Annotated in this window: 12 protein-coding genes, 1 tRNA gene and 1 pseudogene; 6 read left to right on the top strand and 8 right to left on the bottom strand. The window is 40.5% G+C overall.

What is annotated here, in order from left to right:
* Positions 1–28 precede the first annotated feature (28 nt).
* The 7 genes from C3F34_RS09430 to C3F34_RS09400 form a co-directional block, all read right to left on the bottom strand.
* Entirely contained in the window at positions 29–2,752 is a 2,724-nt protein-coding gene (locus C3F34_RS09430; protein ID WP_104441457.1) for a DUF11 domain-containing protein, read from the bottom strand.
* A gap of 47 nt (positions 2,753–2,799) precedes the next feature.
* Positions 2,800–3,291: a hypothetical protein gene (locus tag C3F34_RS09425; protein ID WP_104442325.1), complete on the bottom strand. Its 492-nt coding sequence runs from the start codon at positions 3,289–3,291 to the stop codon at positions 2,800–2,802.
* Between the two features lie 455 nt (positions 3,292–3,746).
* Positions 3,747–7,586: a DUF11 domain-containing protein gene (locus C3F34_RS09420; RefSeq protein ID WP_158654344.1), complete on the bottom strand. Its 3,840-nt coding sequence runs from the start codon at positions 7,584–7,586 to the stop codon at positions 3,747–3,749.
* 4 nt (positions 7,587–7,590) lie between these two features.
* Positions 7,591–10,248, bottom strand: a complete 2,658-nt coding sequence (locus C3F34_RS09415) for a DUF11 domain-containing protein (RefSeq protein ID WP_104441455.1) — start codon at positions 10,246–10,248, stop codon at positions 7,591–7,593.
* A gap of 15 nt (positions 10,249–10,263) precedes the next feature.
* Positions 10,264–12,909, bottom strand: a complete 2,646-nt coding sequence (locus C3F34_RS09410; protein WP_044739073.1) for an isopeptide-forming domain-containing fimbrial protein — start codon at positions 12,907–12,909, stop codon at positions 10,264–10,266.
* 410 nt (positions 12,910–13,319) lie between these two features.
* Positions 13,320–13,724 (bottom strand): WYL domain-containing protein, encoded by a 405-nt coding sequence (locus tag C3F34_RS09405; RefSeq protein ID WP_044739020.1) that lies wholly within the window; start codon positions 13,722–13,724, stop codon positions 13,320–13,322.
* A gap of 759 nt (positions 13,725–14,483) precedes the next feature.
* Positions 14,484–14,570 (bottom strand) — tRNA-Leu (locus tag C3F34_RS09400).
* A 168-nt stretch (positions 14,571–14,738) separates the two neighbouring features.
* On the opposite strand from C3F34_RS09400, the gene queA reads away from it, so the two are divergent.
* From queA to C3F34_RS09385, 3 genes are read left to right on the top strand one after another with little or no spacing between them, the layout of a single operon-like run.
* Positions 14,739–15,776, top strand: a complete 1,038-nt coding sequence (gene queA / locus C3F34_RS09395) for a tRNA preQ1(34) S-adenosylmethionine ribosyltransferase-isomerase QueA (protein ID WP_044739021.1) — start codon at positions 14,739–14,741, stop codon at positions 15,774–15,776.
* Between the two features lie 24 nt (positions 15,777–15,800).
* Positions 15,801–16,829, top strand: a complete 1,029-nt coding sequence (locus tag C3F34_RS09390; RefSeq protein WP_044739022.1) for a hypothetical protein — start codon at positions 15,801–15,803, stop codon at positions 16,827–16,829.
* 38 nt (positions 16,830–16,867) lie between these two features.
* Complete coding sequence (locus tag C3F34_RS09385; RefSeq protein ID WP_044739023.1) at positions 16,868–17,434, top strand: LemA family protein; 567 nt, start codon at positions 16,868–16,870, stop codon at positions 17,432–17,434.
* A gap of 56 nt (positions 17,435–17,490) precedes the next feature.
* Here C3F34_RS09385 and C3F34_RS09380 read toward each other — a convergent pair.
* Positions 17,491–18,417 (bottom strand): annotated as a pseudogene (locus C3F34_RS09380) (diguanylate cyclase).
* A gap of 288 nt (positions 18,418–18,705) precedes the next feature.
* On the opposite strand from C3F34_RS09380, the gene tgt reads away from it, so the two are divergent.
* From tgt to secD, 3 genes are all read left to right on the top strand, one after another.
* Positions 18,706–19,836, top strand: a complete 1,131-nt coding sequence (gene tgt / locus C3F34_RS09375) for a tRNA guanosine(34) transglycosylase Tgt (RefSeq protein WP_044739025.1) — start codon at positions 18,706–18,708, stop codon at positions 19,834–19,836.
* Between the two features lie 98 nt (positions 19,837–19,934).
* A complete protein-coding gene (yajC, locus tag C3F34_RS09370; RefSeq protein WP_016166200.1) occupies positions 19,935–20,264 on the top strand; it encodes a preprotein translocase subunit YajC in 330 nt (109 codons plus the stop codon).
* 51 nt (positions 20,265–20,315) lie between these two features.
* On the top strand, positions 20,316–22,217 hold the full coding sequence (gene secD / locus C3F34_RS09365) for a protein translocase subunit SecD (protein WP_044739026.1): 1,902 nt from the start codon (positions 20,316–20,318) through the stop codon (positions 22,215–22,217).
* The last annotated feature ends 11 nt before the right edge of the window (positions 22,218–22,228 follow it).

The following is a 22,228-nucleotide window of genomic DNA, read 5'->3' as shown; positions in this document are numbered from 1 at the left end:
ATAAATAGTTATTAATGTTTTGACTTAATTATTGAGCATCAACTTTAACGCTGAACTTCATCGTCACCGTTTCAGACGGTGCCAAATCAAATTGAGATGACTTCAAGTTGTTTGCTGTATTGGTCACAGTACCTTTTGATACTGGATCTAGTGCAGCCGCAGGCGACGAACCTAGAGTGGTGTAACTTGGTACCGCATCGGTAATTTCAACTTTCGTTACCGCCTGATTACCATCATTCACCGCTTTAATTTGGTAAATGATACAAGCACCTGGTTTAGCTTGAAGTGTAGATGTTCCAAAGCTACCGTCTGGCGTCCCATCACATGCTGCATCAAGAGCTTGCATTTTTTCCAAACGAACTTGACCAATGTTTACTGTAGTTTTGTCCGTTACGGTAATCGCAGCAGGAGCCGCCGTACCATTTAATGCACCCGTCGGTGTAACTGTCACAATCGATAGATCGGCTTGACCCGCTGTTGCATTACTTGGTGCTTCAACTTTAACCAAGATGTTAATACTTTCTTTTGGAGAAAGACCATCAGCACCATTGGTTGCAGTTAACCATGCGTTCAAGTCAGACGTTGTCACCAATTCGTTTGCATCAGCAATACCGTCATTGTTTTTATCTACATAAACAGAGGTAACAAATCCAGTATTCGATGGGTCATGAGTAATGGTGAATGGAAGTGTACTACCGCCAGCCACACCCTCTACAACGTTACCGTTGTTGGTTAAAGTGTGCTTGTAGACAATCGTACCACCAGGTGCGACCTGACCTTGTTGATCGGCCAAGAATGAAAGTCCACGTACCGCTTCTACAGTCAAGTGATCTTTCATCTTGTCTGTTAAGCCTGTTGCAGGCGAATTAATTGTGAAGACGATATCTTGGCTATTCGCAGGTGTCGCATCTGTAGATGGAGTTACCTTGGCACAGAAATAAGCTGTGGTATTTGGCTGAATTGCACCTGTATTGGTCACTTTAGTCGCTGAACATACACCACTTGAATCAGCAACGAAGTATTCAACTGTCCAACCCGCTGGTAATGCTTGTTCAGTACCAAAGTTATAGTTGTCCGATGTTGAACCATAATTCGTTACAGCGATTGGGAACGTAGCTGCAACGCCAGGTTTAGTTGTTACCGTAGTGACGACATTACCAGAAACGTATGCACCCTCACCGGTTAAACCTGTATCATCTTCCGTATAGTTTTTATTACCTTTACCGTTACTTAAATCGACTTTTGATGTCGTAATATCCGTAATACGTAATGTCACCGTATCTGAAGATGCTGGTGCATGTACAGGCGTAATGGTTAAGATCGTATCTAATCCAGGTGCCGTAATCGGACCTGTATAACCATTTGGCAAAGTAATACGTGCTGAAATTTCAAGATGACCACCAGAAGCCAATGGACCACTGTCTACACTTGCATCACCATTGGTATCCGTTAATGGAGTATTACCATCCGATTTTAATAACTCAACAATAGAGCCTGCAGGTAGTGCAGATTTGTTCACGGTAATGTTATAAGTTTCAGCGACATTACCAAGGTTGTGAATCCAGATATCTTCTGTAGAGCTAGACGCACCAAATAAAACTGGTGAACCTTGTACCGCAGTTGTGGTAATTAAGTCATCTTTAGCCGTATTACCAATAACTTTTTGCGCATCCGAATACGTATCGCTTGCATTATCGTTGATGGTACCCGTATATGTAGACTGAACTGTCACATCATATGGGTTTGTTGGTTGAGACGTCTCTGTACCTGGACCATCTGGGTCAAATGTCGCGATGTTGGTAATTTTACCTGCTGGCGCAGTTGTATTGACAGTCACTTGGAAGGTCAATTTACCCGTACTGTTACGTGGTACTGATGCAAGTACTAACTGCACTTTACCATTGGTAAACTCATATTTCGCTGCTGCCGCTGCTTCATCACCAGTCGCATCGGTCAATGCCGCTGTCTGACCGCTCCAACGTGCTGAACCTGCAACATAAGTTACACCTGAAGGTAAAAGATCTTCAATGGTTAGGTTGGCTGCATCAGCATTACCCGTATTTTTATAAGTTAATTCATAAGTCACTGTATCGCCACGTGCAACTGCAGTTACATTGGCAGACTTCGTCACTTGAATGACTGCACCAGTAACAATCGTTACGGTGTCAGTATTCACTTTGGTTTTGTCCGCTAGGACTGTAATGTAACTACTTGCCGCAGAAAGTTCTAATTGACCAGAATTACCCGCTGCTGCTGTTGCGGCTGTTGTACCCACCACAACCAAGCCGACTGACTCACCAGCATTTAAGGTAACTTTTTGACCCGCTAAATTCGTACCGTTATCTGGCACACCATCTTTATTCGCATCTAAGTAAACCGCAATGTTGGAGAAATCAAAATTATCCCCAGCCACATTGGCTAAATTCAATGTGAACTCATCCGTTCCGTTACCCGTATTGGTCAAGACGTGCGATAAAGTCACTACCCCATTCGGGTTGGCAGTTGCTGTACGGTTTTGCTCGAGTGTGAAGCTACCCACTTGTAAAACAGTCGTTTTGACTTCATTTGACGTTACAGTACGTGTCGTAGATGTACCATCTACATACGATGCTGTTGCAATGTTACTAATGTTTGTCCCCGCTGCTGGTGCAGCAGCATGTGCACCTGTCGCGAAAAAAGCAAAGCCCCCTAAAACTGTCGCAATTGACACATAAAGGCTATTTCGCTTTGTCGTCTTTAAATTCATAGGCATAAGAGTCCCCCGACCCCATCAAAATGACGTGTATAAAAATTTAGAAATTAATCGTTTGATGCATTTACTTTAGTTTGTGCACTAACAGTTACTGTTTTCTTGGCTGGTAATTCCATAATTTGCCACTGTAAAGCGCGGTACTCTTTGAGTGGAACATTGACGAGTTTTCCATCTACTTTTTTCTTTAATGGCATCGCAGCAAAGTTAACGCCATCGGTACTGGCAAGTGCACCTGAAGGCAGGCTGTTGCCTAAATATTGCGTATCTGCTGGAATTGGCAAAGTTGCTTTTAGGCTTTTAATGCTGTGTGTCGTGTTGTTGGTATAAGTCGCACGATACTCAATAACATCTTGAGGCTTGATTGAGTCTGCAGCTTTAAACTGTGCATTCCCCTTACTGTCTACAACTTTTTTGAATGCTTTCAACTGAATGGATACAGGTTCATTTGATGTCGTAGCGGCAGCCATCCCATGAGCAGCCCCCCCAGCAAGCATTAAACCCATCATCAATTTTTTCAGCGTAGTTCTTTTGTTTAACATGATTTTATCCACTGCAAACCAATGCATATATTTGCGACATTAATCACATTTAAAGAAATTAATGCTGCAAAGCTCAAAGCAATATTAAACAAAAAACAAACGCATAACCATACATTTTATAAAAAAAATGTTAACTGGTTCACTCTTGATTTTTTAATTTAGTTATATAAGTTTACAATACTTAAAATAAATGACTGTTTATCATTACTTTTCACAAAAACTGTGAATTTACACAAAGAAACAATATAGAGCTCATACTCTTTATTGAACGCTTTTTAAGACAAAATTAAGCAATCAGCTCATATTAAGTATATGTTTTCATTATTTATATTAGGCCTAAGATCAACGCATCTGGCGGGCTCAAGCAATAGACTCTAGGGTGTACTTCGCACATTTAATGAAAAAAGGTCGATCCCATAAAAGGACCGACCTTTTTTATTTCTCTAAAATCACAATTAGTTTGGAATCCTTACGCAGAAACCCACTTGCCCTTTTTGCTTAGGAGCCAGTACACCGGGAATTGTCCATTTTAATTGTCCTGAACTTTCTTGAGTTTGACACCCTGAAACGCTACACGACATGGTTCCATAAACCGTTCCAACCGGAACACTATCTTTAAGCACAATATCAACCAAGTTTTTATTTGAATTATTGGTATAGGTGATTTGATATTCCAAATAATCACCTTTAGCCGCTTGGTTGGTTACAGTAAACGGTGTTGAATCATTGCTCGGCGCAGGACATGCAGATGTTTTTCGCACCAGTTTACTCATGTTTAAACCTGCTGTACCAATCGTTGTAATATCATTCACACTATTACTTTCCTTGGTCGTCGCAGTACTATAAGTCGCCTTGCCATTGACCTTGAAGCTCGCAATAAAGCGATCACCACCTTGTGCCGTGGTAGGTGAATTTACTCGCTGAATCAAACAAATTTTTTCGTTGGCTTTTAATACACGACTCGAAAGTAAACTTTCACCTTGATCCAACTGCGCATTACAGTTGCTATCGACATAAACCAAACTCTGCCAAGGCTGATTGTTTGCAGGCTGTTGCTCTTTGCTTTCCGTTAAATTCAGCACATTCAGCACACTTTTCGCACTGAGCTCGTGTGGATAATCCACCACATCACCTGCCACAATGGTTTTCTGTCCATTTTGCGTTAAGACTAACTGTAACTCAGCATCACCAAACAAGAAACCATCATAGCTGGTCACATTTGCAGCTTTAGGAATGGTAAAGAAGTCATTACTGGTGTCAGCTGTCGCCGTCACACCACTGGCTTTCGCAGAACTGACCGAATCAAAACCTGTCAAATTCCGTTGTACCAAACAAACATTACTGCGCCCAGCAAACACATCATCTAAAGTTTGTATTTTAAAATCACCATTTGCATTGCTGGTTGTAGAGGCCAAAACAGCCTTAGTGCTACAATCTTGCAGCTCAATCACACTGCCCGCAATTCCCAATTCACCAGCATCTACAATTGCGTTATACGCCTTGGAAATATCCGAGGTTGTACCACTATTATCGTTAAACACTCGCCCCGAAAACACATAGCCAGCTTTTTTACTGTTGGTCACGCGACAAACGAGTTTAGCGGCAAATTTCACATTCGCTGCAGGTATGGTTTGGGTCAAACCATTTATGCTTCCCAAATTTGCAGCACTGTTTCCTGACACTGCAGCATTCGTATCTGTACATTCAATACTCTTCAGGGAATATAAAGTTGATGTTGACTCAGTAAAACTAATTGCCGTGTTTGGTGTTGCATAAGCCAATAATGAGCCTTGCTCGACAGGTGATGTACTTTTCTTTAAACGAACTGATTGTGCAGCCCCTATTACAGTCGTCACCACTTCACCACTGGTAATGGTTTCGGCATTGGCATTGCTCAAGTTTGCAAAAGAGCTGAAGTTGAAGCTGTCTGTGCCATTTTCAGACACTTTATTCATTTCAAAAGTCGGCTTAAGACAAACATTAAGTTCATTAAACCCAATTCCAATATCATCCCCCACATAAGTGCTGGTATTTGGCCGAACATTTTGGAATTCGGTCCGTACTATTTTGGCCATTGTTACTGTTGTAGGCAAAGTAATCGTAAAATTGATAGCCACTGGGTCAGTACCATACGATCCAATCGCATAATCCGTAGTGTCCACTTGCGCACCATTAAACGCCGTAAATGAAGCTCGAGTATTTGAACTTTTCGCAGGCGTGACAAGCGTGGCATAGACAACACCATCGACCATAATTTTTAAAGTTGCCCCACTGGTACTTGTTTTAGGGCTACCATTTGACCAATTTACACGTCCTTTTAACTGCAATGCACCATTTGCGCCCGTACCATACATGACTGAATTTGGCACAATAGTCGGGTTAGCCCCTGCCGTTTTTAAAGCATTATCATAAGCAGTGCTCGCATTATCGACCAAATAGGCTCTAAAAGCGGTATCTGAAACCAAATTAGCCGATTGCCCAGATAAACATTGGTTTTGTGAACTACCGCCGGTAATCGGTGAGTTTGAATTAATAATAATATCTACCGAGGAAGAATTATTGGTTAAGTTATTCTCGAAAGTTGCTGTTGTCACCGAAGCCATATTGGTTACGGAACCACTTTTATAAGCTAAACCTGTAACTGTGAATTCTAGATAATTCACATCTTTACCATTTGCAGGTAAAGTTAGTCCATTTGCACTCAAACTATTTGTTTCAGTACCATTCGCTACGCTACTTGGGCAAACAGCCGTTCCATAACTTTTACATGACCAATATAAACTGGCAATATTATTTGGAACATTATCAGCCAGCACTGCATCTGTAACACCAGCAGCACCATTATTCCAAGCTTTAATGGTGTATTTCACAACATCGCCTACATCATAGCTTGTTTTATCTGATGTTTTTGAGACTTCTAGATCAGCGGAAGCAAGCACAGTATCTTGGTCTGCTGTCGTACATGCACCTGTGGTTGAGTTAAATGAACGGGTGATGCCACCACTATTTAAAGTTGTACAACTTGCCCCTGTAGATGAGCCCAAAGTTGGCACATCCACCGTAGCAGTGTTCGTTACCGTGCTGCCTGCCGCAGCATCTACACGTGCTGTGACTAAAATTTCGTAAAATTCGCCAGAAGCCAAGCTTCCTGTATCAACAGAAGCTAAACTATTTAAAGCTGGAGCTGTGGTACATTTATTGCCTGCAGCCATACTACAAGCAACGGCTGTAGCGGTTAATCCTGTCCCAACGACATCCTTAAGTAATGTTCCTGTATAAGTATCTGGACCATTATTAGTGACACGTACTGTATAAGTGGTTGTACTGCCCGAATACACTTGAGTAGTATTATTGGTTTTTGAAACTACCAAATCACCAACCATAGAGTCAACGCTGGCCGCACTAAATACAAATGCATCTCCAGAATCCGAACTCCAGCCTAATGTACTATTCCCAGTGTAGTCAGACGCAATATAAACTTTAAATCTTAAAGTTCTTATACTATTGCTATTTTCAACTTGGACACTACCACTGGCCCCACCATTTGCTCCAGTAGCATTGTGGTTTGAATTATTATTTCCACCAGTAGTCGCGCCGTATAATGAAGCCGAGTTGGTGATGTTAAATCCATTAACACTTAAATTACGACCCGATAAACGCCTGATTGTCGTTCCGCTTGGAGGATTGGTTAATACAAAATTCGTGGTAATACCAAATGCCGTATTCCCACCCGAACTAACAGCAACCCCACCAATACCTGAGAGATTAATAACTGGATTTTTTACATCACGGTTAAATGTCACCACAACATCACCGAAATAATAACCTAACCCACCGTTTCTTGATGATGTATTACTTCCATTTGAGCTTCCTAAAACACTCGCTTGAAGCAAAATACGTGAACCATAGTTGAGGTCAGCATCAATACCCGTCCCCATACTAGGATTTAAACGACTCGAGGTGAAATCAGAACTAATTGGACTACCCTGACCACTTAAAGGAATAAAAATAGTTGATGAGTTTGTCCCCCCAAAAACCAATCCATTTGTATATTGTTGATTTTCTAAAGAGTAAGTAACGTTCGTCTTCGGGAAATAATTTTGACTAAAAGTATTTGCCGTCGGGTTATCAGCATTAAATAAATACGTATTAGTTTGTGCAACGGTACTAGGACCAGTTGTCGAGGTATTTCCACTGGCTCCAACAATTTCTAACGTAGGCACAGCAGCAGTTACAACGGAGTTGAACATTAATCCAAAACCTAGGCTAGCTGACAGCGCAATAATGCGTTTCATAGACTTAGTTCCCCACATACTTCACCCCAAACTCTAAGCTATGGCTTTCATTACTATTTATTGCTGCAACAGAAGCTTTAATTGCACCTGTTTGCCCCAGTGCAGGCGCACTAAGCGAACCAGCTTCACAGGTTGTACAAGTCGGCGCCTTACTCATCACCATTGCTTCAGGCGTATAATCATAGAAATTAAATCGACCAATCGCAGAAGCCCCCAAATTTTTCACGGTTAATTGATACAAAACGCATTGCCCTGAACCATCTGCATTACGTGTAATCGGCAATACATTTGAGGTATACGCACTATCCGCAACACCATCACAATTATTATCTTTGGCTTGCAATTTCGTTAAACGCACAGGTGCGCGAGTAATAGTTGTAATATCAGTTGCCGTATCTAACACTGTACCCACACTATTTTTTAGACTAATCACAGAAGTGTTCACTACACCAACCGTGTTATACGCAGTATTTTCAACTTTATTAAAAATACGAATAGGTGCTTTGCTACTTAAAATCATGCTATTGACAACAGATAAATTCTGAATCATCGGGTCTGTAGCATCTAACTGCCCATCATTATTGACATCGTAGTAAAGTGTCGTGGTAAAACCTGTTCGATTATTGGCAACGCTTAAACTATCCGTTGCAGCCAATACAGACGTTCCCCATGGTTTTAAAATATGGCTATAAACAATACTACCGCCCGGTGCAATTTGCCCACGTAAATCAGGCTCTAAACTCACCCCACCTTGACTTGCATTTGAGTTAATCGTAATGGCGTTCTGGATCACATCATAACCATTACTTGGTGCAGAGGTAACTAAATTAGACGATGTGACTTTAAAATAAATCGGAATTGGCTGACTTGTGCTTTGAGCATCTGCACGAATTTCTACCACGGCGCAGTAAAGCTGTGATTCATCGTCATTTAACAAACGAGTTGAAGAGATTTCTGCCCCAAGTACTGAACAATCGGTGGTAGATGTCGAAAAGTAACGAACAGAACTAATTTCTGTAGGTAATGCAACCGTCGCAAAATTATTATCGGCATCAGCGCTAAAGTTATAGGTTGTCGCTTGACCTGTATGACGCACAGTTAATGGAAACACTACTGTTTTATTGTTAACCGCAGTTAAGGTTTTCCAAGGCAAACCACCATTCGACACATTGCCATTTCCCATACCATTTGCCGTAGCTTCTGGACTATTGATCAGGTCAACTAGGCGAGAAGCCGTACTTTGAATCAGTGAGGTCCGATCTTGCACCGTATCTGTTTTGGTATTATCAGTAATCGATTGCGCTTTAGGGACAATATTGTAAGTCGTGTTAGCTGTATCCACATAATCTAATGGGAAGGTGACCTTCACGATAATCGGAAGTTTAGCGCCTGCTTCAAGTGTTCCTGTATCAATAATGCCATCATTATTGGTATCAAATAATGGGGTAACGCCATCTGCACGATAGAATTCCAGCACACTGCCTGCGGGTAAATTATGGCTATTAAAACTTAAATTAAAACGGTCAGCGACTGTTCCTGTATTCCAAACATAGTTTTCAAAGCTAACTGTAGCTCCACTACTTACTGCAGACTTGGTTAATAAATCAGGACCGCTCACACTATTTGCATCAGCATTAATCACCACCCCATATACGGGTTTAATCGTTAATACCGCGGTGTTCGACTGTGTTGTTAAATTTGCTGTGGTGGAAAGACCATCATGGTCATAGTCCATATTGGCCAAGTTGGGAATTTCACCAGGCGCAGTACGTGCAACGCGAACACGAAATTCAATATAGCCTTGGGCATTGGCTGGTACATTGGTGATTTGCGCACGAATGGTTTTACCATCGGTATCGAGATAGTAGTTGATCCCCGTCGGGTCATTACTGCCGGTCGCTGCGTTAAGTGCCTGCCCATTCCAGTTTTCATTCCCTGCTACATACGTCAACTGAGTCGTATCCAACAAGTCACTGATATTGACCACGCCACTATTATTACCATTATTAAAATAGGTTAAACGGACGGTTGCAATATCACCATTTACGACGCTTGTTTTATCAAAACTCTTGGTTAAGTTTAAAACGGCCTGATCGGTGATTCGTGATGTATCAATATTATTTTGAGTCAGACTAGGTTGTTGCGTCGAAGTGGCGGTGAGTTGAATCTGACTAGAACTATTTACGGCTGCCGATGAAGGAATAATGGCTTTAATAATCAGTGCAACCGAATCACCAGCATTTAAGCTATATTGAGTAATGGGTGTATTACTGTCTGCAACACCATTTCGATCCGCATCCAAATAAATTTCAATATTGTTATGAGTGAAACTGCCTCCAGCAATTTGACTGCCCAACAAATTATAAAGATCGCGCTCGTTCCCCGTGTTGGTTAAAACATGATGGTAATAAACCGCCTGTCCTGGGCGTACATATTCAGTACGGTTATCCTTTAAACTCAGGTTATACACAGGAATAACGGTGGTTTGAACCAAATTGGAACGCGCCACTTGAACCACTGTAGAGCCTTCTTCTTTGTATTCGCCCACAGCCATGTTACTAATAACCAAAGCATCAGCAAAAACCCAAGCCGATGCTGTTACGCCCAATAAGCCCAGCATCGCCATACGTAAATTTCGAATCATTTTCTTTTCTATAAACATTTTCCGAACCTACGTTTAAGGGTTAACACGAATAACAAAGTAGAAATTGGCTTCTTCATTTGGATCTAAACTACTCACCAAAGCTGAAACTTTCTCACCTGAAGAAAGGTCTACTCCTGCCGGCACAATCACAGGTGTCCCAACAAGGCTGGTATAGGCAGGAACAACATCATTAAACTGAACATTCTTCACCACTGAACTACCATCATTTTTCAGTGTGAGTTTATAGGCCACACACTGATTCGGTTTAACTGAAACCAACTGAGTGGTATAGCTCAAAGCTGCTAGATTACTAGTTATACAGCTACTGTTGGCTGCTTGTGTTTTAAGTAACTGTAAATGCCCTGTTGCCACTGTGGTGACATCAGTATTTTTTAAGTTATCTAAATGAATGCCATTAAAGTCAGAAATTTCGATCCAAATATCAGCTTGGCTTACTACACCTTCTGGCGCTGAAGGAGCTGCTTGAACTTTGAGTAAAAGTTGGATGTCAGTTTGAGGAAGCAAACCTGCACTACCCAAGAGCTGATTTAGACTGGTTGTGGCACTAATAATTTGGTCTGTACTATCAATTTGACCATTTTTATTGGCATCATAATAAAGACTATAAACAAAGCCATCATTTTTCAGCGGAACCACTTTAAGGTTCACTTGAGAGCCTGCATTTGCCCCTTCTGCTATATTGCCCAGATTCTTTAATGTATGCGCATAGACAATCGTACCACCAACACCCACCTGCCCCTGCTGATCATTGGTCAGGGTGAGTAAGCGTGCAACATTACTTTCAATTTGGTTCTTAATGGAGTCCGCTTGTTGATTGACAGGTGATTGAATTGCAAACCAAATCGGGACTGAAAAATTCTGCTGGCTGGCATCAACATCTATCACCGCACAATATGCCTTACTTGCGCCTGCGGCTAAGGTTCCCGTATTGGTAATCTGTTTACCGACAGTCTGACAACTAGCATCGCCTTCATAAAATTTAACACTAAAGCCTGTTTTAGTGGTAGGCATAATATTGGCGACATCAATCGCGCTAAACGATGCGTATAAATTATAGTTGTTGGCTTGGGCGGAATTATTCTTTGCCACCAAAGGAAAAACAGCCTTAGCTGAAACTACTTTAACCGTACGTAAAGCTTGGCCTAAGTTATCTACAACACCAACACCCAAACCCGACTGATCAGCGTTATACAAATCACTGCTGCTCGATACGACCGTTAAGGCCGTGATTTGGTTACGAATCGGGTCCGAGACTAAGTTTGAAGTAATCGAGGTTGCGACCACATCAACATTGATATGACTGACACTGCTGCTACACCCTGTAGAAGCCGATACCCCAACCTGAATTTGTTTTACCGCTGCGCTTGAAATCGAACCTGTATCGACTTTGCCGTCACCATTGGTATCTGTTAGTAAAGTTTTTCCATCTTGAGTGTAAAAATTAACTTTGGCACAACTTGGTAGATTGCTTGAGCTATAACTTAGGTTATAAACATCTGTCGTATTGCCGACATTCCAAACATAGTTACTAAAAAAGACTTCTTGCCCAGGGGTCAAGCTGGCTTGAATAACCAAGTTATCGGGACTGCTGTTGGGGTTACCCACGTTGGTTGCTGAACTAGATTTATTATTTAAAACCACACCATAAACCGCAGCCAAATTATAGATCACGGTATTGGAGAAACTGCTTAGTTTTACCGTCGTGTTATCCGTATCATATTGAACAAAACCTGCCGTGTTTGGAATTTTATTGGCGGCACCTTGCTTCACCTTGGCTTTAAAACTCAAGGTTCCTGAGCTTAGAGGGGCAACAGCAGCAATACTGGCTTCCAGACTCTTACCATCAGGTTTGAGCTGATAAGTAATTCCTGTATTCGCTGAGGCTTCCGTATCATTGGCATCAGTGAGTGCTGTAGTATTTTGATTCCAGATGGCTGAGCCCGAAACATACTCTAGAGAATCGTCCAATACATCTTGCAATACGACGCGACGTGTTGCCGTTCCTGTATTTCGATAAGTCAAGGTATAGGTAATCTGATCACCGATAATTCCCTCACTTGCACTTTGCGCCTTGATCAGGGAAATCACCGCATCATCTACAACGCGAATCGTGTCTGTAACCTGCGCAGAAAGCGTAGCATTTTGCTGGCTTACAGCTTTGAGGTCTAAACTGCTCAGCTGATTAAAAGCCACCGTGGTAGGAATACTCCCCACAATCACCACGGCTAAAGATTGCCCTGCATTCAGCTCAATTGAACCGAGCAACAAATCTTCAGTATTGTCAGGTAAACCATTTTGATCGCGGTCTGCATAAACCTTAACATTGCTTAAATCAAAATTATCATTGCTACTTTGTACCAAAGACAATGTATATCGATCTGTAGTATTACCTGTGTTGGTGAGGACATGTGGAAGATTCACTGTCCCACCGATAGCCCCATATTGATTTTGATTTTGTAAAAGTGTTAGGGAATATGTTTTTTGCACCTCTAATGCCACAGGATTGGAATTAACCAACAAGACATTCCCCATCTCATCGGTATAATCCCCAGACGCAACGTTGGAAATATAGCTTCCTGGTTGAGGAAAAGCGTGACAAACACCGACCAATAATAGTGATGCTCCCCCCAATAACGCACGATGTATTCTTGTTGTCATCCCCTGCATAAAGCAAACACTCACAAAATTTACAATAAATGATAAATAAGTCACAATATTATACATAAATGTATCATTTGTTGATTATTTTGCACACGCTTTTCGATAATTTTTATAATTATTTTGATGACAAAGCATACACTTGCTCAGCTTTAGCCTAACATCTCAAAACATTGAATGGATACTTCACTCGATTAGGCGTAGAAGTACAAATAAGATGCTGAATACACCCATAAGGAATCGAAATAAATAATTTTTATCAATAACTAACTTAAAACAATTTCAGAAGACCAAACATTTCGTCCAATATTAACTGCAAAAATCAAGCAAATTTATTTTCACTTTTACAAATTAAAAATCCCGAATTGAAATAAACCATTCATATTGAAGAAATAAAAATATTTCAACGGTCACTCAAGGTGCTTGGTTAAATATTCTATGATTTCAGTTTGGTTAATTAAGCGTGAACAATGCTTAGGACATTTTAAACATTTAATTTGATCAACAGCAAAAATACGCTGTTCATTTAACAAATGACAAAGTGCTTCAACATACCAATGCTGCTTTTCTTGATATACCCGAATAACATCAATATCTCGAATAGTCATTTGACCTTTTTGATTTTGATAAAGAATTTCTAGCGTTTTACAGGGTGCGCAAACACATTCAGACTCTAAAGAAACTTGATCTTGCTCTCGTGCACTCAGTGGGCATGGTCTATCATCCACATCACAAGATTGCTTCCGCATTCTCTTACTTATCAAAACGAAACCACCAAAGAAGATAGCCGCCAGTACAGCGCCCGCAATTTCCATCTTCAAATCACACCTCGTTATCTCTTTTAAATTCTTTATCTATTTTAAACAACCTTAAAGACGGGCCAATTGTAGCAAATCCATATCATTTTATTGATTCAATTTTCGCATTAATTTTTAATTAATTTAAAAGATAGATTTATAAATAAAGATAAATTCTATAATTTTCACATATAAGTACTTATTTATATTATGTTCATAAAATTATTATTAAAGTAAATTTCACTTTTTTAATAAAAAATTTTAAACAGATGTTGTCCTTTTAAACATAACCTTTAAACTTAAATACTCCTATAAAGTATCTGATTTAAAATACAAATACCTCATAACCTATAGTTTCTTAATTGACCAATGTAATTTAATTAAATAAAGAACCATTAAATTTGAATAACCATAAATTCAAGTGCTTATTTTTATAAAATTTTTATTTATACACTACTTTTTAAGCCTAACAACCCCATCTCTCCATCTCAGCCCTTACACAACCTTCCCCATCAAATAAGTCGTATTCTTTTTCTATTGGTTTCACTTTTTCAACTTAGAAAGCTATTAGAAGCTTAATTGTTCTAACCATGAGATTCCATAATGAGTACCCAAACCAAATTCGAGTAATCCTTCGGATAATCATATTCCGAAGTGACCATCTAAAAATTGGCTTATTTAACCTTAAAGATAAAATGCAGAATTTCATGCAAGCATTTATTTTGATGCAATAAAAAAACCCCCAAGTCTTAATATGCTTGAGGGCTTCTTAATATATGGTCCCGAGGGTCGGACTCGAACCGACACGTCATCTCTGACAGCGGATTTTGAGTCCGCCGCGTCTACCAATTTCACCACCTCGGGTAGGTGTTGATGCGTATATTAACCTGTTTAAAAAACTTGTCAACGTAAGATTAGCACATTTGGTTACTTTTAAAACAGAATGGTTTTTTTAGATTCTTATTTAACCAATTTCGACTAAAAAATGAAAAAAAGAATATACTACAGCCAGTTTTTTTAGCGAAATGTGTCATGCAACTTTCTGACTTCAATTTTGATCTTCCTGATGAGCTTATTGCTCGATATCCCTTAGACACCCGCAGTTCATCACGCTTGCTCCATTTAGATGCACAAGGTCAATATCATGATCATCAGTTTACCGATATTCTGGATTTACTGAATGACGGCGATCTCTTGATTTTAAACGATACTAAAGTGATGAAAGCCCGTTTAAAAGGTAAACGTGCAACAGGCGGCGCAGTTGAAGTTTTAGTCGAACGTTTGCAAGATGCGCACATCGCACATTGCCATATTAAAGCCAGTAACTCGCCTAAAGCGGGTGCAGAACTAATTATTGGCACTGAAGAAATTAAAGTCACCGTCCAAGGTCGCCACGAGAATTTATTTATTGTTGAATTTTCGCAACCGATTCTAGACGTTTTAGACCGTTGCGGTCAGTTACCCATTCCACCCTACTTCAACCGTGAAGCAGAGGCGATAGATACTGAACGCTACCAAACTGTATTCAATGATCCAAGCAAATTAGCCAGTGTTGCCGCACCCACTGCAAGTTTACACTTCGATCAAGCTTTACTGGAGAAACTCGAAGCTAAAGGAATTAACAAAGCTTTCGTGACCTTACATGTAGGTGCTGGAACATTTCTACCTGTTCGTACCGATGATATTACCAATCATGTCATGCACAGCGAATGGTGCGATGTACCAGCACATACTGTTGAATTAATTCGTGAAACCAAAGCACGAGGGAATAAAGTCATTGCGGTTGGCACAACAGCAACACGTGCTGTGGAAAGTGCTGCCCAAGCACATAACGGTGTACTCGATGCTTGGGTCGGTGATACCCAGATTTTCATTTACCCTGGCTATGATTTTAAAGTGGTAGATCGTTTAATTACCAATTTCCATTTACCCGAATCTACGCTGTTGATGTTGGTTTCTGCATTATCGAATCGTGACAATATTATCAATGCCTACCAACATGCTGTAGCTACGCAATATCGTTTCTTTAGTTATGGCGATGCCATGCTAATTGATCGTTTTACCAGATAACAATAACAAGGAACTTCCGCCCTTATGCCGATTGATACTGTGCGACATTCGATTCATATTCGTCGTAAAAAGAATCAGGTGGTCTTCCACAATATTGCTCGGCTTTGGGACATTGGGCGTCAGGCGCAAAGCCATCAACAAATTTTAGATGGCCTGCATCCTTGGAATGCTCCTGTCGCCTTGAAGTTTGAAAATACCCTACCGTGGTTGCTTGCAATTACAGGCAGTCTTTTTATGCTTGCGATTTTGATTCAACCCAGTAGTATTTGGGCTCAAACTAGCCTGTTTTGTGGCGTGTTGATGGTATTTTGGGCTTATATTTCTTATGAAGATGATGACCCCATTGAAGAGGTGATTGATTATCTCGAACAACAAACCATTGCACAAAAATATCAGTTGGCTTACCACCGCCAACCACAACATATTTCCGTTCCACTCAATCCAGTTTTATTTATTGCCCACTTAAAACGCCTGTTTCCAGTATTTGAACAAGGCTCTGTTTCCAATGATTTTCCATTATATGCAAGCACTGTTTGGACAGATGAAGAAAACAAGGACCATCAAGTACTGGTATTTCAATATCACTTTGTGAATGAAGTACGCATGACTGATAAAGATGGCAATCAGGTCAAGGTTCAAGAAATACATCGCGATTTGTGGGGCGTATTTGTTTTTGGTCTAGACATGCCAGGCTTAGCAATCAGTACTGCGAGCAAATCCTTTGGTCACCCTTATTCTTTTGCATGGCATACCAGTGATATTCAGACCAATCAGCGACTCAAATTCTATGGTACCGATGAAATGCAGATGGCGAAAACACTAACACCTGCTATGGTGCTTCGGCTATCCGACTTTTTTGAATATCGTTCAGGGGATTTGTTGTTTCATCCCGAGAGTGATGTCTTGTGTTATCTAGGACCACATGATTTATTCAAAATTTCGAGCAAGGCTCAGAATATCCAAGATATTTCCAGTTTACGTGGACACTTACGTACATTTAAACTACCTTATCTAGAACATTTAAAGTCTGATTTATTAGAACTTTTAAAATAACAGCGACTAAAATGTACAACCATTAAACAGGGGGCAACATGGGACTTTTTATTTTATTATTGCTCATTATTATTGGCATTGTAGCCATTATTTTTATTCGTAATAATATTGTGCGCCATCATAATGCCACTATTCGCGCTTGGTCAGATGTTACCAGCTACGAACGTCAAAAAATTAAAATTTTAGATGCGCTTGCACCCTTGGTAGAGCAATATTCAAGTTTTGAAAAAGGTACTTTAGAAAAAGTGACGGAATTGCGTCAAAACATTTTAAATTTGAATGCAAACACTGCCGATGTATCTCAGCTACAACGGATTGAGAACCTAAACAAGGAACTCATGCACAGTTTAAATGTCGTAGTTGAAAACTACCCTGAACTTAAAGCCAATGAAATTTATCTAAAAATGATGAACGAAATTGAAGAACAAAACGAAAATGTAGGGGCTGCGATTACGATTTTTAATCGCAATGTTGAACTGTTTAACAACCAAATACAGATTTTTCCCAACAATGTCATCAATACTATGACTATTGGCAAAAAAGCCATTCGACCATTTCGTGATACGGCAGCTATGCAAAATTTTGATTATCGTCCGAATTTTTAATGATTTAGCACAAAAGACAGCATTGTGAATAAATTTCACAATGCTGCTAATTCCGATTAAGACAGAAAACAAACCTGATTCCGCCCTTCAGCTTTTGCTTGATAGAGCAATTGGTCTGCCGACTGTAAAAAACTAGACACGTTTAAATAGTTTTGCCCTGCGCCATGCGTATTTACCCCAATGCTGACCGTGATATCAGCATGCTGACTTGCCATCAGATTCGGGATGGTCAAATGAGCCACTGCCTTACGGAAGCGCTCAGCAGATGAAACAGCATCTTCAAGTGTAGTTTCAGGCAAAATTACTACAAACTCTTCCCCACCAAAGCGCGCCACAAAATCATAGGCTCGACTAAACTGAGTTTTTAATAACTGTGCAACTGCAATCAAACACTGATCACCTTGCAAATGCCCAAAATCATCGTTGTATTTCTTAAAATGATCAATATCAATAAACAATATCGACAATGGTCGTTTATTGCGCTCTGCTCGCTTAAACTCGAATTCGATCCGTTCATTCAAGGCTTTGCGATTTGCCACCTGCGTCAACGGATCTTGCAGTTATAATGCTTGATTCTTTTTATTCAACTCCTCAAGTTCCAATTCCATACTTTTACGTTCTGAAATATCAAACATGAAGCCAATAATGGCAATGGTTTTATCATTTTCACGAATCACATGAACAACATCACGTATCCAGACGTATCCGCCATCTTGGGTTAAGGCGCGATAATCAGCCTCATGATCAGTACCATCATCGGAAAGTTGAATACACATACCGACCGTCTTATCACGATCATCAGGATGTATACGATCAATCCAGTCTTGTGCAGATTTCCAACTGTCTTGCGGCCACCCCAATAAACTCTCAATTTGTGGTCCAATATAACTAAATTCTTTGGTATCCCAATTAATTTGCCATGGAATGGCATTTGTAGTTTCCAATAATGTTTTATAAAATTCCCATTCTTTTAACTCACTCATTACCCCACCCCAAGAATGCACTGTTCACATGAAGAACTAGTAAATACCAATTCTCTTTACAATATAATCACCATTTTCAGGTAAAAGAGAAACAAAACATTACACAAATAAAAATAAAGCAAAATTCTGACCAAACCAGCGTTTCACTTTCATTTTGAAATGACGAGATCAGAATTAACAGTTCAATACATCACAAAACTGGCGTTTAAGCGCAGAATCGAGGAAAATAGCTCTCTTTTTAGCTCGAACAATCAGCGAACTGTTTTTTCGCCTTGATTTGGAATTTGTATGAAGTTTGAAAAACTTGCACAATCGGGGCGTGCCCGTCGTGGTCGCTTAACGCTTGAACATGGTGTGGTTGAAACACCTGTATTTATGCCTGTCGGTACTTATGGCACAGTCAAGGGCATGTTGCCGCGTGATATTGAAGACATTCAAGCACAAATTATTTTAGGTAATACTTTCCACCTATACTTACGTCCTGGCCTAGATGTCATTGAAGCGCATGGTGGCTTACACGAGTTCATGAAGTGGAACAAACCTATTTTAACCGACTCTGGTGGCTTTCAAGTCTTCAGCCTTGGTGCTATGCGTAAAATTAAGGAAGAAGGCGTAACTTTCCGCTCTCCGATTGATGGTTCTAAAGTTTTCTTATCGCCTGAAATTTCGATGGAAATTCAAAAAACTTTAAATTCTGACATCGTCATGATTTTTGATGAATGTACGCCATATCCAGCGACGCATGAAGAAGCACAAAAGTCATTGCAACTTTCATTACGTTGGGCCAAGCGTTGTAAAACTCATCACCACGATGAATTAAACAATAAAAATGCTTTATTTGGCATTATTCAAGGCGGCATGTACGAAGACCTTCGTGAAGAATCATTAAAAGGTTTACTCGAAATTGGTTTTGATGGTTATGCCATTGGTGGTCTTTCTGTCGGTGAACCGAAAGAAGAAATGATCAAGGTATTGGATTATCTTCCGAATAACATGCCTGCGGATAAGCCTCGTTATTTAATGGGTGTTGGAAAGCCTGAAGACATTGTTGAAGGTATCCGCCGTGGCGTAGATATGTTTGACTGCGTTATGCCAACCCGAAATGCACGAAATGGTCATTACTTTGTGACGGATGGTTTAGTTCGTATCCGCAACAGTAAATACCGTCATGATCAACAACCACTTGATCCACACTGCGATTGCTACACCTGTACCAACTTTACCCGCGCATATCTATTCCATTTAGAAAAATGCGGCGAAATGTTGGGTTCAATGTTAGGTACCATCCACAACTTACGTTACTACCAGCGCTTCACCCAAGACATTCGTGATGCACTCGATAACGGGACGTTTGATGCTTTTGTTGAAGACTTTTATCAACGTCGTGGTTTAGAAGTACCTCCTTGTCCGCAAGATTAATTCTTTCAGCATTTGCGCTGAAGAAAAAGACAAGGTAAATTGCAGAGCAAGTCTATTTATTATCAAATTGATACCAGTTTATTGTTTAGGAAATTGAAATGAGCCTTTTTATTTCTACTGCTCACGCAGCAGGTGAAGCTGCACAGCAACCAAGCCTCGTAACGAACTTACTTATGATTGCGGTTTTTGTCGCAATTTTCTACTTCTTGATTTGGCGTCCACAATCTAAGCGCGCTAAAGAACACCGTTCTTTGGTCGAAAGCTTAGGCGTTGGCAGTGAAGTTGTTTTTGCTGGTGGTTTGATGGGTAAAATTACTAAAATTGAAGGTGATTTTGCAGTGGTTGAATTAAACCGTGGTGTAGAAGTAAAAATTCAACGCGCAAGTGTGATTTCAGTTCTTCCTGAAGGCACATTAAATAACCTTTAATCAAAAATAGTCGTGCACCCGCACGACTTTTTCATTTTAAGAAGAAAACAAATGCGTTACCCAGCATGGAAATATCTACTGATTCTTGTGGTTCTCGTAGTCAGTACATTATATGCCCTGCCAAGTTTGTATCCTGATGAACCTGCTGTTCAAATTTCAGGTGCCAAAGCTGGTACTCAAATTGACCAAAGCATCATACAAAAAGCAGAGCAAATTTTAAAAAGCGAAAATATTGCAACGCATGACAATAGCTTTACCAATAACGCTGCATTACTCCGTCTAGATTCATCTGAGGCTCAGTTAAAAGCCAAAGATGCTTTGCGTCGTGGTCTTGGAGATAACTACGTTGTTGCGCTGAACCTTGCACCAACTACACCTGAATGGTTGCAAAAAATTGGTGCGAAACCAATGAAACTCGGTTTGGACTTACGTGGCGGTGTTCACTTCTTGCTTGAAGTAGATATGGACAAAGCCATCAGCCAACGTATGGAAACCTCTGCAACTGATTTACGTCGTCAATTGCGTGACAATAAATTGAAATTCAATAGTCTTTCATTGAATAACAATACCATTACTTTGCAATTTGCGAACAATACAGATCGTGATGCAGTGATGGATTTCTTGCGCAGCAACAACAAAGAATATGCTCAACAAGCGATTGCATCAGATTCAGGCTCTAGCTTACGTTTAACCTATACCGATGTACGTAAGCAAGAAATTCAATCTTATGCGGTCAACCAAAACTTAACCACCCTGCGTAACCGTATTAATGAGTTAGGGGTTGCAGAAGCACTAGTACAAACCCAAGGTAGCAACCGTATTGTGGTTGAATTACCAGGTGTACAAGATACAGCCGAAGCAAAGCGTGTTTTGGGCCGTACTGCGAACTTAGAGTTCCGTCTGGTTTCAGACCAGAATGATCAATATATTGATCCATATACAGGTAAATATAATGGTCAGCCATTACCTCCAGGTACGGAAGTATTTGCTTATCAGTCACTTGATAGTGGCCGTGAATTATTACTTAACCGCAATCGTATTCTTACAGGTGAGCGTGTTCAAAATGCCTCTTCTGGCTTTAGTCAGGACACTGGCGGTGCTGAAGTAAATATTACCCTCGATAGCGCGGGTGGTAAGCTCATGGCCGATGCGACACGGAATTCTGTGGGTAAACGTATGGCGGTGTTGTTTATCGAAAATAAACAAAAAATCAGCTATGTCACAGACCCGAAAACTGGTGCACAAACTGAAGTCCGTACACCGTATGCAGAATCTGTGGTTATTAATGCCGCCACGATTCAAGCCGTACTCGGCTCACAATTCCGTATTACAGGTTTAGACTCACCACAAGAAGCAGCCGAACTGGCATTGATGTTGCGTGCAGGTGCATTAGCAGCTCCAATGTATTTTGTTGAAGAACGTGTGGTTGGTCCTAGCCTCGGTCAAGAAAACATTGATAAAGGTGTCTTATCCACCCAAATCGGTTTCTTACTGGTTGCGATCTGGATGGTGGTGTTCTTCCGTCTATTTGGTTTAATTGCCAATTTAGCCTTAGTGATCAATATTGCCATGATCCTGACTGTAATGTCTTGGATTGGCGCCTCACTATCGCTTCCGGGTATTGCTGGTATCATCATCACCATTGGTATGGCGGTCGATGCCAACGTCCTCATCTGTGAACGAATACGAGAGGAAATGAAATGGGGAGCTTCTCCGAAACAAGCCATTATTGCGGGTTATGATCGAGCCTATAACACCATTTTAGACTCGAACTTAACCACCTTTATTGTCGCGTTCATTTTATTTGCAATCGGTTCAGGTCCAATCAAAAGCTTTGCAGTCACCCACATGATTGGTATTGTCTGCTCGATGTTTACCTCTATTACGGTGACGCGTGCAGTCGTACAATTGATTTATGGCAAAAAGCGTGACTTGAAGAAGTTGAGCATTTAAGGAGATCGACG

This window comes from Acinetobacter sp. ACNIH2, from assembly GCF_002934965.1.
Lineage (GTDB): Bacteria > Pseudomonadota > Gammaproteobacteria > Pseudomonadales > Moraxellaceae > Acinetobacter > Acinetobacter tandoii.
The sequence above is the reverse complement of the archived record's forward strand: the minus strand, read 5'-3'. Positions and strand labels throughout refer to the sequence as shown.